This window comes from Pseudomonas sp. CFBP13508 (assembly GCF_005233515.1).
Classification (GTDB): Bacteria; Pseudomonadota; Gammaproteobacteria; order Pseudomonadales; family Pseudomonadaceae; genus Aquipseudomonas; species Aquipseudomonas mercuritolerans.
Map to the genome: position 1 here is coordinate 290,850 of NZ_QFZZ01000007.1, position 14,377 is coordinate 305,226.

The window sequence follows — 14,377 nt, forward strand, 5'->3', positions numbered from 1 at the left end:
TCTTCACTAAGCCCACCCGACCAATCCCATAAAATCCCCCCGCTCATTCAAGAAACTACGGTTCGCCCGCGCTCCTAGCGGGCTTTTTTTCGTCCTTCATTCCCCAAACCTTGCCGCTCCCCAGCATATGCGCGACTCTGCCAGCAGATCCCTCGCCAAGGAGCGCTCGATGCCGCTGTTATCCCTGCCCTGCCCGCGCCTGACCCTGGCGATCCTCTCCCCCGATCAGGCCGAGCTCGAAAGCGCTTTTTACCAGCGCAACCTCCGCCACCTGGCGCCGTGGTCGCCCATCCGCACCACCGACTACTTCTCCACCGCCAACATCCGCCGTCGCCTCGAGATCCAGGCCAGTGCTTTCGAAGCCGGGTTAGCCATGCATTTCGCGCTGCTGTCGCCGGACGGTCAGCAGATGATCGGCGCGTGTAATTTCAGCGGGATTATTCGTGGGGCGTTTCAGGCGTGTTATCTGGGTTATCACATCGATGAGGCGCATCAGGGACGGGGTTTGATGCAGGAGGGGCTGCAAGCGGGGATTGGCTATATGTTCGATACGCAGAATCTGCATCGGATCATGGCCAATTACATTCCCGGCAATGAGCGCAGTGCGCGTTTGCTTGAGCGGTTGGGTTTTGAGCGTGAGGGGTATGCGAAGGCGTATCTGAACATTGCCGGGCGTTGGCAGGATCATGTGCTGACGGCGCTGGTCAATCCGGGGTTCGAGGCGCCGGATCAACGTTGGTCGCGGCGCCTGGGTTGACGTTCAATCCAGGTTTTTCTGAACGCGTTCAGAGCGATACCTCAGGCTCTGCGTTGAAAGCTTTCTGCGTGCTTTTGGCCCGCACCGGTAAATCCAATCGTGCGCGTCCGTAGAAGGCCAATGCCGTCAGTAAACAGGTCAGCCAGACGAAGATGCCGGCCCAGAACGTGTGGGACATGTAGTGCCAGCCCTGCAGGACGCGGGTGGTGCCGTAGACCAAGCCCAGCAGCAGCGAGCCCCACAAGATCGCATTGGAAAAACGCCACTGATGCCGTCGCGCCACGAAATACAGCGCCAGCATGGTGAAGCCACCCGACGCATGGCCGCCCGGCCAGCAACGGCCACTCCCGGCTTCGTGGAACAGTTGGAAATTGCTGTACCACTCGATGTGGGGCATTTCCCCCCCGTACAACGTGGTCTCGATCGGGCAGTAGACGCTGGTGTGGGATTTGAGGAAGTGGATCACGCCCGTGCAGAGCGCAAACGCGATCACGACAAAGAAAAAATCCCTACGGTGATCTGCGGCAAATCGCAGCACTGGTGCGACTCTGCTGCGCTCCAGAAAGGCGCCGAGTCGTGGCCGTTCGTGCGGATTGGCCCCTGGCCAGATCAGCGACAGCAGTGCGCCGATCAGCGCGATCTCCGCCGTCCAGTTCGGAATGATCCGCGCCCATTTGTGGGTAAGTTTCTCGAAGAAGTGGATTTTGTCGATCGGGAAGGTTTGGCTCAGTGGGTCGAACAGCAGATTGCTGAAGGCGATGTCGATGTTGGTCATGTCGAACATCAGGAACACCACTGCCGCACAAACCAGCGGAATGCCGAGGTTGTAAGCGTAGAAACGGGATTTCATCGGGTAGTCACCGTGCGCCAGTCGGAGGCTTCAATGAAGCCGAGCATCTTCGGTGCAGCCGGGCTGGCAACGGATATGAACAAGGACGCGCCGTACCCCATGTTCGAGGCTGGCACTTTCAGGTCTTTTTCGATCTGCGCCATGCACTCGCTGTGGGTCACCAGAACCAGGTTACGCCCGGGGACCTTGTGCGCAAGGGCATCCTGCAACATGCGGCCTCTGCAGTTGATCAACCAGTCATCGCCACTGGCGGCATGGTTGAACATATAGCCGGCCGTCTGCACGGTGCGCATTGACGGGCTGTTATAGATGTCGGCGTCGGTCAGGCCCAGTTGTTCGAAACGAGCACCGACTGCCGCTGCGACACTGCGCGAGCGGTCGGTGATGCCGTCACTGCCGCTCAGGCACGCAGCTTTGGAGTGATCGCAACGTTCGACGTGGCGCACCAGCACGATCATGTCGCCCTTGGCCCACCCCGCCGCCAAAGCTTGTGCACCCGCCTGATTACCGTGGGCCAGGTCCGGCACGGCATTTGGCGCCAGCAACCACAGGGTCAGCGGGATCACCAAAATCGATGCCGCGAGCACCACCCATGCATCGCGAAAACGCGCCAGACCGCTCAGATCGATCGAGCGTTTGACGCCGAACAGACTCAGTCTCAATTCCACAAAAACCGCCTCGCCACTCTGCATCACAGGTCATTCGATGCGGTGAAACTACAGAGGCGCGCGTGGGCAGTCAGTGAAACCCATGTGAAAAAGTCCTTGAGATTCGTTGCTTCGTGGACTGTCAGACAAAAATCCTTTCAGCTCTCGGGTTTGCGGCCGATACAGACCTGCTAACACCCCTGCTGGCTCAAAAGAACAACAATCTTCCAGCTTAACTGACGACCAAGAAACCCAACGTTTCTGGAGGATTTGCATGAATAGCTGGTTCGGTAACATCAGCGTGAACATGAAACTCGGCCTGGGCTTCGGCCTGGTGCTGGCCCTGACCTGCATTCTGGCGCTGACCGGCTGGACCAGCCTCGGCGGCCTGATCGACCGCAGCAACTGGATGAGCGACATCACCCAGCTCAACGCCGGCCTGACCAGATTGCGCGTGGTGCGCCTGCAATACATGCTGACCAACGGCGACGAAACCGCCGCGCAGAATGTGCAGACCACCCTGGAAAGTTTTGCCGCTCAGCAGCAGGCATTGATCAGCAAATTCAAGAGTCCGGAGAACGTCAAACTGCTCAAGCAGCAGGCCGCGACCATCGCTGAATACCAGACCTCGCTGAACAAAATGCGCAACGCCTATCGCACCGGCAACAGCGCGCGCGACACCATGAGCGCCAACGCTCAGACCGCGTACAACCTGATCGAATCGATCAGCCAGCGCGTGCAGCAGATGGAGTTGAGCGATCAGCGTTTCGAACAGTTCCAGGCTGTCACTGCGGCCAAGGAAGCGTTCATCCTCGCGCGCTATGAAGTGCGTGGTTACACCGCGACCAGCAACGCCGAGACCGAGCAGAAAGCCGTCGGCCAGATCGACGCGGCCATCGCCAGCCTCAAACCACTGAATGCGCAATTTGCCGCGACTCAGCAGGATGCCCTGCGCCAATTGGAAACCGCGCTGACCAGCTACCGCAGCGCGTTGATGGCGTACAAGAACGCCAACACCGATGCCGTGCAGGCGCGTAAGGAAATGACCGATCAGGGCACCACCATCGTCGCCCTGAGCGAGCAGCTGTACCAGATTCAACTTGACCGTCGTGACGCTGAAAGCGCCCAGGCGCGCACCTTCCAGTTGATCAGCACGTTGCTGGCGCTGCTGGTGGGCATCATTGCTGCCGTGATCATCACCCGTCAGATCACCCGTCCGTTGCGCGAAACCCTGGCCGTGGTCGAGCGCATCGCCAGCGGCGACCTGACCCAGAATGTCACCGTTACCCGTCGCGATGAACTCGGCGTATTGCAGCAAGGCATCGCGCGCATGGGCGTGACCCTGCGTGATTTGATCAGCGGCATCCGCGACGGCGTCACTCAAATTGCCAGCGCCGCTGAAGAGTTGTCGGCAGTGACCGAGCAGACCAGCGCCGGTGTGAACAGCCAGAAAATCGAGACCGATCAGGTCGCCACCGCCATGCACGAGATGACCGCCACCGTGCAGGAAGTTGCGCGCAATGCCGAGGAAGCGTCGCAAGCCGCTGCCGCTGCGGACGGCGAAGCACGTGAAGGCGACAAGGTGGTGAATGAGGCCATCGCGCAGATCGAACGTCTGGCCAGCGAAGTGGTGCGTTCGACCGAAGCGATGAGCGTGCTGCAACAGGAAAGCGACAAGATCGGCAGCGTCATGGACGTGATCAAGGCTGTTGCCGAACAGACCAACCTGCTCGCGCTCAACGCCGCGATCGAAGCCGCGCGTGCCGGTGAAGCCGGGCGCGGTTTTGCCGTGGTCGCCGATGAGGTGCGTGGTCTGGCTCAGCGCACACAGAAATCCACCGAGGAAATCGAAGGCCTGGTCGCCGGTCTGCAGAACGGCACCCAGCAGGTTTCTGCGGTGATGAACAACAGCCGCGCGCTGACCGACAGCAGCGTCGCCCTGACGCGCAAGGCCGGCGCCTCACTGGAAAACATCACCCGCACGGTGTCGAACATCCAGTCGATGAACCAGCAGATCGCCGCCGCTGCCGAACAGCAAAGCGCCGTGGCCGAAGAGATCAGCCGCAGCATTATCAACGTCCGCGACGTGTCCGAGCAGACCGCAGCGGCGAGTGATGAGACGGCAGCGTCGAGTGTTGAGCTGGCGCGGTTGGGTGGTCAGTTGCAGCAGATGGTCAGCCACTTCCGCGTTTGATGTTCGTCTTGCGCTGAGGCTGAAACCGAATCGCGGGCAAGCCCGCTCCCACAGGTTTTCGTGGTCGAGCACTGTTGATGTGTTCATCTCGATAACTGTGGGAGCGGGCTTGCCCGCGATGGCGGTGGGTCAATCAAATCGACGTTGCCTGACACTGCGCATTCGCGAGCAGGCTCGCTCCCACCTTTGGATTTGTGTGGCTCGCTGGATTTTGAGCACACCGCAATACCCCTGTGGGAGCGGGCTTGCCCGCGATGGCGGTGGGTCAATCAAATCGACGTTGCCTGACACTGCGCATTCGCGAGCAGGCTCGCTCCCACCTTTGGATTTGTGTGGCTCGCTGGATTTTGAGCTCACCGAAAATCCCTGTGGGAGCGAGCTTGCCCGCGATGGCGGTGGGTCAATCAAATCAAAGTTGCCTGACACTGCGCCTTCGCGAGCAGGCTCGCTCCCACCTTTGGATTTGTGTGGCTCGCTGGATTTTGAGCTCACCGAAAATCCCTGTGGGAGCGAGCTTGCCCGCGATGGCGGTGGGTCAGTCAAATCAACATTGCCTGACACTGCGCCTTCGCGAGCAGGCTCGCTCCCACATTGGATTTGTGGGGCACGCTGGATTTTGATCAGACCGCAAAACCCTTGTGGGAGCGGGCTTGCCCGCGATGGCGGTGGGTCAATCAAATCGACGTTGCCTGACAGTGCGCATTCGCGAGCAAGCTGCTCCCACATTTGGATTTGTGTGACTCACCGGATTTTGAGCGCACAGCAAAATCCCCGTGGGAGCGAGCCTGCTCGCGAAAGCGGTGGATCATTCAGATCATCATTGACTGACACTGCGCACTCGCGAGCAGGCTCGCTCCCACAGGGGTCTAGGGTGTCAGGACTATTGGGGATACCCGGTGATTCTGCGGATGCTTTGGTACAGCGGTTTGAGCTGCCGGTACATGCGCAAATACACCTCTCTGTACAACTGCTCATAAACCTTCTGCGCCTCAGGCTGCGGTGTGAAAACCGCTCCAACCCGGGTCATCGCCGCAATGGCCGATGGAAAATCCCTGTGCATTCCCAACCCCACCGCGCAGCAAATCGCCGCCCCCAACCCGGACGCTTCATACACATGCGGGCGCTCTGCCGGCAGGCCGAAGATGTTGGCGGTCAGTTGCATGGCGGCGTCGCTTTGCGAGCCGCCGCCGGCGACGCGCAGGCGCAGGATCGACACTTTTGAACGCCGTTCGATGTTTTCCATGCCCTGGCGCAGCGCGTAGGCCAGGCCTTCGAGAATCGCCCGGTAGATGTGCGCGCGGGTGTGCACGTCGCCGAAGCCGATCATCGCGCCTTTGGCTTCCACGCCCGGTTCGCGGATGCCCGGTGACCAGTACGGTTGCAGCATCAAACCCATCGAGCCCGGCGGCACCGCGTTGACCAGCGCGTCGAACAGTTGCTCCGGTTCGATGCCCTGGGCTTTCGCCTGCTGCATCTCGCGCAGGCCGAATTCGTTCTTGAACCAGCTGACCATCCAGTAGCCGCGATAGATCATCACTTCGCAGTTGTACTGATCGGGCACGGCTGAGGGGTACGGCGGGATCAGCGGGACGATTTCCAGGTAGCGTGAGCGTGTGCTGGTGATGGTCGCGGTGGTGCCGTAGGACAGGCACACGGTGCTGGCATCGACCACGCCGGAGCCGATCACTTCGCAGGCCTTGTCGGCGCCGGCGGCAATCAGCGGCAGGCCTTCGGGAATGCCGGTGTGCCGGGCGGCTTCGGCGCTGATATAGCCAAGGGTTTCGCCGGGTTTGTGCAGGCTCGGCAACTGCTGCGGGCGCACCGCCAGTGCCTGCCATTTCCAGTCGCGCGGCGCCGCCCATTTCAGCCGCTTGAAGTCGAAGGGCAGATAGCCGACGCAGCAGCCGACCGAATCGACGAAGCGTCCGCACAAGCGATGAGTGAGAAAGCCCGAAAGCAGCAGAAACTTGTCGGTCGCCGCCCACACTTCGGGCTGATGCCGGGCGATCCAGTTGGCCTCGGCCTGGGCGCGAAAGTAATCCACCGTTGCCTTGGCGCCGACCAGTTTGAACAGCCAGCCCCACGGCCCCTTGGTGCCGCCCTCGACCTCGGCCTGACGTTGATCAAGCCAGACAATCGCCGGGCGCAGCGGTTTGCCGCTGGCATCGACATTGATCACCGTGCCGCGCTGGGTAGTCAGGGACACGCCGGCAATCTGCGCACGGTCGATGCCGGTCTGCTGCCAGAGTTGCTGACAAGCCTCGCCGAGTTTCGCCCAGTAATATTCCGGATCCTGCTCGGCCCAACCGGGTTGCGTCGAGTAGTACGCCTGCAAGTCGACTTTGCCTTTGCCGAGCAGATTGCCCTGCAGATCGAAGAGCAATGCGCGCACGCTCTGGGTGCCGTTGTCGATGGCTAACAGGTATTTCATGGCGTGATCTCCGGCAAGCCGTGATCGCGCAGCCACAACAATCGATAACGCTGGATTTCCGCTTGCCAGCGCTCATCATCCCAAGCCAATCGCGGCTGGCAGAGCGTGCGAATCGCAGGCAGATAGTCCTCGCCACCGCGCGGCAGCAACAGGCCCAAACGGGTGCGGCGCAGCAGCAAATCATCCAAATGCAGAATCATTTCCGCCTCGCAGGCGAACGCCAGCTCTGCCCACAACGTATCGGTGGCGCCAACCGTTTCCAGACCGAGTTCGCCGAGCAATTGCGCCAGCCTCGGCAGGTCTCGACCGTGACGTCCGGCCAAGCGTCGCCATTGACTGGCGCCCAGTCCCGCAATTGTCAGCAGCGGCACAGCGGCGAACACCGGCGCGCCGTCATCGACAAAGGAGCGCCCAAGCATCACCGCACACGCCTTGAGCACTTCGATCGCTTGCGGGCGAAATGTGGTCAGTTTGCCGCCGGCCAAAGTCACGCAACCCGGCTCCTGCCACAGCACATGTTCGCGGGTTTCGTTGGACGGTTTGTCCTGCTGCGCACCCGCCGCGCTGCCCACCACCGGACGCACGCCTGACCAGGTCGACAGCACGTCGTCGACGCCCACTTCGGCGCCGGGAAATTGCTGTTGGCACGCGGCGAGCAGATAGTCGAGTTCGTCGCTGGAAATGCGCGCGCTGTGGTCGAGATCTTCGCAGTGATCAAGGTCCGTGGTGCCGACCACCGTCGCGCCTTCCCACGGAAACACGAACACCGGGCGCCGATCGCGCTCATGCAGAAAAGTGAACGCCTGCGCGACCGGCAGACGCCAGCCTGGCAGCAACAGATGACTGCCGCGCAACGGTCGTAATTGCCGTGGTGCCTCAGTCGGACGCAGCCGTTCGGCCCATGCGCCGGTGGCAACGGCCAACACAGCGGAGCGCAATTGCAGCGTCGCCCCGCCCTCGCCATCTTCCACCTGAACCCCGCACACCCGCCCGCCTTCACGCAGCAGTTGCGTGACGCGCACACCATTGAGCACCACCGCGCCGTCAGCCCGGGCCTCGCGCAGTACGCGCATCACCAGCCGCGCGTCATCAGTCAGCGCATCGACAAAACAGCTGCCGCCGAGCAGGCCGTTTTCCTTCACCCCCGGGGCGAGAAAACGCAGTTGCTCGGCGTCATGAAAACCATGGTTGCGCCGTCCCGCCAGCGCGTCGTACACCGAGAGCAAGCTGCCCATGACGCGCGGCCCGGGAAAGCCGCCGCGATAGTGCGGCATCATGAAACTCATCGGCTCGACCAGCCCCGGCGCTTCGTCGAGCAGGCGCTGACGCTCGCGCACCGAATCGCGGGTCAGGCGCCACTGGCCGTTGGCGATGTAACGCAAACCGCCATGGACCATTTTCGATGATCGGCTGGAGGTGCCCCAGGCAAAATCGCGCTGTTCCAGCAGCAGACAGCGCCAGCCCCGGCGCGCGGCTTCGCGGACGATTCCGGCGCCGCTGATGCCGCCGCCGATGACGATCAGGTCCCAGGTTTCATCCGCCAGTGTCGGCAGAATCTGCTCGCGCCACTGCGCGTTCCAGTTCGCCGTCATGGCCGCGACTCTGGCAACAGCGTGCCCGGGTTGAGGCGCCCTTCCGGGTCGAAATGTTCGCTCAGCGCCTGCAACGTCTGCATCGCCAGCGGGCCTTTTTCCCGTAGCAGATACGGCGCATGATCCTTGCCGACGCCATGCTGATGGCTGATGGTGCCGTGGTTGTCGACGATGGTTTGGCTGGCCGCGTGTTTGAGCATCCGCCAGCGCGCCAGCGTCGCGGCATAGTCGGCTGCCGGGCGAAACACGTAGGTGGTGTAAATGCTCGAGCCCTCACCGTAAACGTGCGAGAGATGAGTGAACACATGCACCCGTTCGCCCTCGGCGGCCAAGGCGTCGCGCAGGCTGTTTTCGATCAGGCTGAGCAAGTGATCGACGTTGCTCCAGTCGGTGGCGGTTTCGAGGGTGTCGACCACGTAACCGGCGTTCCACAGGTTCTCGCGCAGGTAGGGAAAGCGGAAGCGGTTCTGCGCCCACTTCTTGCCCAGCAGCGTGCCGGTGAACACACCGCCGAAGGCTTTCAGATGTTGGCGCGCGTGTTTCAGCGACAGTGCGTTTTGCTGGCGATTGCCGGTCACACCGAAGGTCAACAGGCATTTGCCGTCGCCGGCGCCGCGCAGCTTGAGGTACTTTTCCAGCCAGGCAATCTGCTGCGGATGGCCGGCCAGCGCCAATTGCGTTTCGGTTTCCACCGCGTTGGACAGACGCAGCATCGACAGCGGTACGCGCGCCTGCGCCAGTTGCCGGATTGCTTGCAGCGCTTGCGGCCAATCGGGCAGAAACACGCCGTAGAAACGCTCGTCCGCCGGCAACGCGCTGACTCGCACTTTGACTTCGGAAATGATCCCGAAACGGCCTTCGCAACCGAGCACCATTTCACGCAGATCGGGACCTGCCGCCGACGCGGGAAAGGTTGGAATCTGCAGAGGCCCGGCGAACGTTTCCAGGGTGCCGCCGGCGAACAATTGCTCGATCCGACCGTAGCGCAACGACTGCTGGCCACTGGAACGACTGGCGACCCAACCGCCCAGCGTCGACAGCTCCCACGACTGCGGAAAATGCCCCAGCGTGTAGCCGCGCGCGCGCAACTGGCTTTCCACTTGCGGCCCACTGGCGCCGGGGCCGAATGTCGCCAGCAGGCTCTGTTCGTCGAGGTCGGTCAGGCGATTCATTCGCGCCAGCGACACCGTCAGCACCGGGCGCGTGGAGTTTGGCGGATTGATGTGTCCGGCCACCGACGTGCCGCCGCCGTAGGGAATCAAGCACAGATCCTGATCATGGGCGAGGGCCAGCAATTGGCGGATCTGTTCGGCCGTTTCAGGAAACGCCACGGCATCGGGATAAGTACCCAACGCGCCTTCGCGCAACGCCAACCAATCCGGCAGGCTCTGGCCGCGCGCGTGCAGCAGGCGATCGTGAGTATCGATGCTGTACAAGCGGTGCGGCACCAGGCGCGAGGTCGGCACTTGCGCCAACGCCGCTGCCAGGGTCGCATCGGGCAATGCCCGGCCAGCGCCCAGACGTTCGTGGAGAAATGTCGCGCCCTGGGCCGGCAGTTCGACCACCGTGCCTGCCTCTCCCCAGCCGTTCCAGCGTCGCATGCGTGTGTCCTTTTTCTGCCGTTGGATCAAGCTTGCATACTAGTCAGCGCTGGAGATCTGTCACGGTCGCATCCGGCCAGAACCTGTAGCGAATGGCGCCAAACGTCCGGGCATTTACTTTCGCCGGGCAATCCACTTACCTTGCGCCATTCATTCGCTCACGCGCCGTCGATCAAAGGACCGCGACCATGCCATCGCTCGGCTTCACTTCCGTTCCGCCGCTGCTCAAATACCTGCGCCATGCCGAACAGTTGGGCATGGCCATCGAGCCTGCGTTGGCGGCGGCCGGGTTGCAGGCGCAGCAGTTGAGCGACAACACCTTGCGCCTGCCGGGTGAGGTTCACGAGCGCTTGCTGGATTATTTCTGCGAGCACTCGGGCGATGGCTTGTTCGGGCTGCATGCGGCGAATTTCGTCCTGCCCAATTCGTGGAGCGTGCTCGGTTACATCACCATGAATTGCGCGACGCTGGGCGATGCGATGAGCCGGATCATGCCGTTCGAAAAACTCGTCGGCGACATGGGCGTCAGCCGCGCCGAGGTGCAGGGCGAGCACGTGCACCTGATCTGGACCTGCCGTTACCAGCGGCCACGGATTCGTCGGCATCTGGTGGAAAACGTGCTCGGCTCGTGGCTGCACTACGCGCGCTGGATCGCCGACACGCAGCTGTCGCCGGCCTGCGTATGGCTGGAGCATGCGCGGCCGGATGCGGTGACGCAGGCCGAGTACGAGGCGTTTTTTGGTTGCCCGGTGCTGTTCGATCAGGCGTATTCGGCGCTGGTGGTGCCGCTGGATTATTTGCAGTTGCCGCTGCGACAGGCCGATGCGCAGTTGCTGCGAACTCTGGAAGAACATGCGATGGGCTTGCTGGCGACGCTGGAGGATGCGTCGCTCGGGGAGCAGGTGAAAAACATCCTGCGGGGTTTGCTCAAGGAGGGCTTGCCGCGCAAGGAGCAAGTGGCGGAGCAGCTCAGCATCTCGGTGCGCACGTTGCAGCGGCAGTTGCAGCAGGTCGGGACGTCGTATCAGCAGATTCTCGATGAGCTGCGTCAGGAGTTGGCGGAGCATTATTTGCTTAATAGCACGTTGCCGATTCAGGACATTGCGCAGTATCTTGGTTTCACCGAACCGCGCTCGTTTCATCGCACGTTCAAGAGCTGGCGCGGGATGCCGCCGGGGGAGTTTCGGCTGCGGAATCGGCGGTGATGCTGATGACCTCTTCGCGAGCAGGCTCGCTCCCACAGTAGTTCTCGGTTGTCTGCATTTCCGAGTTCACCGCAGATCCCCTGTGGGAGCGAGCCTGCTCGCGAAGGCGTCATTCGCCACACCGATTAAACACGTCTTGGCACAACTGTTTAAAGCGACACGGCATTCCGCGAAACCACCCACAATTCCTTGCGCCGTTGCCTACGCCTGCGCCAGAATCCGCCGGCTTGTGCGCCTTGGGGCCTGCCGTTAACTTGATTCCGTCACTGATTTCTCAGTGATCGAGCTTAGCGGCTCGGACAGCATTCCGGTTGTACAAGTCCAATCCGGTCAGGCTCACGCCTGCACTCGATGGTGGCTGTGCGCATGGCATCTTCGGATGCACCGGGTTGAATGCTTACCGGTCCGCTAACTTGCGCACAGCTGCCTCCCTTTGCTTAGCGGCGAAACGGATGCAGCTTCATAAGAGGCAAGCATTCATGTTCAAAGTAACCCCAAACCCGCCCCCCACAGACCCGGCATCTCCCTACGAATCCGCCGACTCAAAGAAATTCCACGAAGCCGCCGACCGCGCCCTCGACCATTACCTCGGCCCATCCAGCGCCGAATTCATGGCCCCGCCCTACAAGTCCAACACGCTGTACATGGCCAATCCCGACGCCGACAACGAATCGCTATTGGCCGACGCCTGCGAAACACTAGGGTCGGCGACGGTGATGCTCAACGATCAGGCGGGGCTGGTGAACGGTTCGCAACGCAAGACGTTGCAGGGCATTGCGCAGATTGTGATGGTCGCGGAGATGGCGGTGAATCGGGTGCTGGATCGGTTGGTGCCGACTGATTGAGGACTTTTGCGGGATTTGGTGTGGGCTGGTTTTTGTGGGGTGTCAGGGGTTGCCCTCACCCCAGCCCTCTACCCAGGGAGAGGGAGCCGACCGTGCGATGCTCACGAATTACGCCGACCAGAAATGACCGCTGTGAATCCATATTCGACTCGGCCGTTCAGGTCGACGTTTGAAGCGCGGTCAACTCGGTCGGTCCCCTCTCCCCCCGGGAGAGGGCTAGGGTGAGGGGCTTTTGATCTCAGGCATGCAGATCAAAGACTGATCGCATTGGTAAACACCAACCGATTGCCAAACGGATCGGCAATGGTCATGTCCTGACTCCCCCAAGGCATCGCCTGAATCTGCGGATGCGAGAACGTGTAATCCTTGGCCATCAACTGCTGCTGAAACGCCTCCAGCTCATCGGTCTCGATACGCAGCGCCGAACCCGGGCAGGCATCGCCGTGATGCTCGGACAGATGCAGCACACACTCGCCCCGTGACACCTGCAGATACAGCGGAAAATTCGCTTCGAAGCGGTGCTGCCAGTCGATCTTGAAACCGAGAAAATCGACGTAGAACTCGACAGCCTTGGCCTCATCGAAGATCCGCAGGACCGGGGTGGTTTTGCCGAAGCTCATGGGGTGCTCCCTGACTGATTGGCCCCACAGTGTAGACGGGGAGGATGTCAGCAAATCGGCTTGTGGATGGCTTTCTTTAATTGCAATGTGCCATCACCACAGAAAATCAAAAGATTGCAGCCGGGTGTACACCTGTAGGAGCTGCCGAAGGCTGCGATCTTTTGGCGTCATCACCATCAATCAAATCCTTCGCGCAAATCACCTTCTCGTGCCAGAAACCGACCTGCCCTGCCCCCACTCGCCTGTCCATCGCGATAACTCAACACGCCGTTGACCCAAACCCCGTCAATCCCCTGCGCCGCCCGCTGCGGATCGTTGAAATCGGCCACATCGCGCACGGTCGCCGGATCGAACAACACCAGATCCGCCCAATGTCCTTCACGAATCTCGCCCCTTTCCTGCAAGCCAAAACGCGCCGCCGACAGGCCGGTCATCTTGTGCACGGCGGTGTGCAGCGGAAACAGGCCAACGTCGCGACTGAAATGGCCGAGCACCCGTGGGAAAGCGCCCCACAGGCGCGGATGCGGGAACGGGTCTTCGGGCAGTCCGTCAGAGCCGACCATCGACAGCGGATGAGCGAGGATTCTTCTGACGTCGGCCTCATCCATGCCGTAGTACACCGCGCCCGCCGGTTGCAGACGTTTCGCGGTTTCTTCCAGCGACAGTTTCCATTCGCCAGCAATGTCGATCAGGTCGCGCCCGCTGACTTCCGGATGCGGTGTCGACCAGGTGATGGTGATGCGGTGGGCGTCGGTGACTTGCTTCAAATCCAGGGTCGAAGAACTCGCCGCGTACGGGTAGCAATCGCAGCCGACCGGATGGGTTTTCGCTGCCTCTTCCAGCGCTGCGAGCAATTGCGGACTGCGCCCCCAGTTACCGACGCCGGCGCATTTGAGGTGGGAAATAATCACCGGCGATTGCGCGTGTCGGCCGATCTGGAAAGCTTCATCCATCGCCTCCAACACCGGGGCGAATTCGCTGCGCAAATGGGTGGTGTACACCGCGCCGAACGCCGTGAGTTCTTCGGTCAGTTGCATGACTTCATCGGTCGAGGCGTTGAAGGCGCTGGCGTAGGCCAGGCCTGTGGATAAACCCAACGCGCCGGCCTCGAGGCTGTCGCGCAACTGCTCGCGCATGCCGGTGATTTCGTCGGGGGTCGCGGTGCGGAACAAGTCGTCGAGGTGATTGCTGCGCAGCGCCGTGTGGCCAACCAGCGCGGCGACATTCAGCGTGGTATTGGCCGCTTCGACGGCGGCGCGGTAGTCGCTGAAGCGCGGATAGACGAACGCCGCTGCGCTGCCGAGCAGGTTCATCGGATCCGGCGGATTGCCCTTGAGGCTGACCGGCGAAGCGCTGATGCCGCAATTGCCGACAATCACCGTGGTCACGCCCTGGCTGAGCTTGGGCAGCATCTCGGGTTGGCGGATGACCACGGTGTCGTCGTGGGTGTGCACGTCGATGAAACCCGGCGCCAGCACCCGGCCGGCAGCGTCGATTTCTTCGCTGGCGCGGGTGTCAGGCAGATCGCCGATGCGCTCGATGCGGCCATTGAGAATTGCCACGTCGGCCTTATAGCCGGGCGTGTTGCTGCCGTCGATAACCAGCGCGTTGCGGATCAGGGTGTCGTACTGCATG

At 61.6% G+C, this 14,377-nt stretch carries 11 protein-coding genes; 4 read left to right on the forward strand and 7 right to left on the reverse strand.

The window, feature by feature from the left end; all coding sequences use genetic code 11:
• Nucleotides 1-169 precede the first annotated feature (169 nt).
• The gene (rimJ, locus tag PspCFBP13508_RS20680) at nt 170-757 is read left to right on the forward strand and encodes a ribosomal protein S5-alanine N-acetyltransferase (RefSeq protein ID WP_137215548.1); all 588 of its coding nucleotides are present in this window, start codon (nt 170-172) and stop codon (nt 755-757) included.
• 28 nt (nt 758-785) lie between these two features.
• Here rimJ and PspCFBP13508_RS20685 read toward each other — a convergent pair whose 3' ends face one another.
• Both PspCFBP13508_RS20685 and PspCFBP13508_RS20690 read right to left on the reverse strand, forming a co-directional pair.
• A complete protein-coding gene (locus PspCFBP13508_RS20685) occupies nt 786-1,607 on the reverse strand; it encodes a phosphatase PAP2 family protein (RefSeq protein ID WP_137215549.1) in 822 nt (273 codons plus the stop codon).
• The gene (locus tag PspCFBP13508_RS20690) at nt 1,604-2,275 is read right to left on the reverse strand and encodes a histidine phosphatase family protein (protein ID WP_137215550.1); all 672 of its coding nucleotides are present in this window, start codon (nt 2,273-2,275) and stop codon (nt 1,604-1,606) included. The genes PspCFBP13508_RS20685 and PspCFBP13508_RS20690 overlap by 4 nt, the downstream gene beginning before the upstream one ends.
• A 253-nt stretch (nt 2,276-2,528) precedes the next feature.
• Between PspCFBP13508_RS20690 and PspCFBP13508_RS20695 the strand changes: the two genes are divergently transcribed.
• Complete coding sequence (locus PspCFBP13508_RS20695) at nt 2,529-4,448, forward strand: methyl-accepting chemotaxis protein (RefSeq protein ID WP_137215551.1); 1,920 nt, start codon at nt 2,529-2,531, stop codon at nt 4,446-4,448.
• 880 nt (nt 4,449-5,328) lie between these two features.
• Here PspCFBP13508_RS20695 and PspCFBP13508_RS20700 read toward each other — a convergent pair.
• The 3 genes from PspCFBP13508_RS20700 to PspCFBP13508_RS20710 are packed head-to-tail and all read right to left on the reverse strand — an operon-like array spanning nt 5,329 to nt 10,072.
• The gene (locus PspCFBP13508_RS20700) at nt 5,329-6,879 is read right to left on the reverse strand and encodes an FGGY-family carbohydrate kinase (RefSeq protein ID WP_137215552.1); all 1,551 of its coding nucleotides are present in this window, start codon (nt 6,877-6,879) and stop codon (nt 5,329-5,331) included.
• Nucleotides 6,876-8,471 (reverse strand): glycerol-3-phosphate dehydrogenase/oxidase, encoded by a 1,596-nt coding sequence (locus PspCFBP13508_RS20705; protein WP_137215553.1) that lies wholly within the window; start codon nt 8,469-8,471, stop codon nt 6,876-6,878. The genes PspCFBP13508_RS20700 and PspCFBP13508_RS20705 overlap by 4 nt, the downstream gene beginning before the upstream one ends.
• Nucleotides 8,468-10,072, reverse strand: coding sequence for an FAD-binding oxidoreductase (locus tag PspCFBP13508_RS20710; RefSeq protein WP_137215554.1), 1,605 nt, complete (start codon nt 10,070-10,072; stop codon nt 8,468-8,470). Before PspCFBP13508_RS20710 ends, PspCFBP13508_RS20705 begins: the two co-directional genes overlap by 4 nt.
• Before the next feature lie 188 nt (nt 10,073-10,260).
• On the opposite strand from PspCFBP13508_RS20710, the gene PspCFBP13508_RS20715 reads away from it, so the two are divergent.
• Both PspCFBP13508_RS20715 and PspCFBP13508_RS20720 read left to right on the forward strand, forming a co-directional pair.
• A complete protein-coding gene (locus PspCFBP13508_RS20715) occupies nt 10,261-11,277 on the forward strand; it encodes an AraC family transcriptional regulator (RefSeq protein ID WP_137215555.1) in 1,017 nt (338 codons plus the stop codon).
• Between the two features lie 479 nt (nt 11,278-11,756).
• Nucleotides 11,757-12,122: a DUF6124 family protein gene (locus tag PspCFBP13508_RS20720; protein WP_122602659.1), complete on the forward strand. Its 366-nt coding sequence runs from the start codon at nt 11,757-11,759 to the stop codon at nt 12,120-12,122.
• A 251-nt stretch (nt 12,123-12,373) separates the two neighbouring features.
• On the opposite strand, the gene PspCFBP13508_RS20725 is transcribed toward PspCFBP13508_RS20720, so the two are convergent.
• Together PspCFBP13508_RS20725 and PspCFBP13508_RS20730 are read right to left on the reverse strand one after the other, a co-directional pair.
• Nucleotides 12,374-12,742: a glyoxalase superfamily protein gene (locus PspCFBP13508_RS20725; protein ID WP_137215556.1), complete on the reverse strand. Its 369-nt coding sequence runs from the start codon at nt 12,740-12,742 to the stop codon at nt 12,374-12,376.
• A 176-nt stretch (nt 12,743-12,918) separates the two neighbouring features.
• The gene (locus PspCFBP13508_RS20730) at nt 12,919-14,376 is read right to left on the reverse strand and encodes a D-aminoacylase (RefSeq protein WP_137215557.1); all 1,458 of its coding nucleotides are present in this window, start codon (nt 14,374-14,376) and stop codon (nt 12,919-12,921) included.
• Nucleotide 14,377 lies beyond the last annotated feature (1 nt).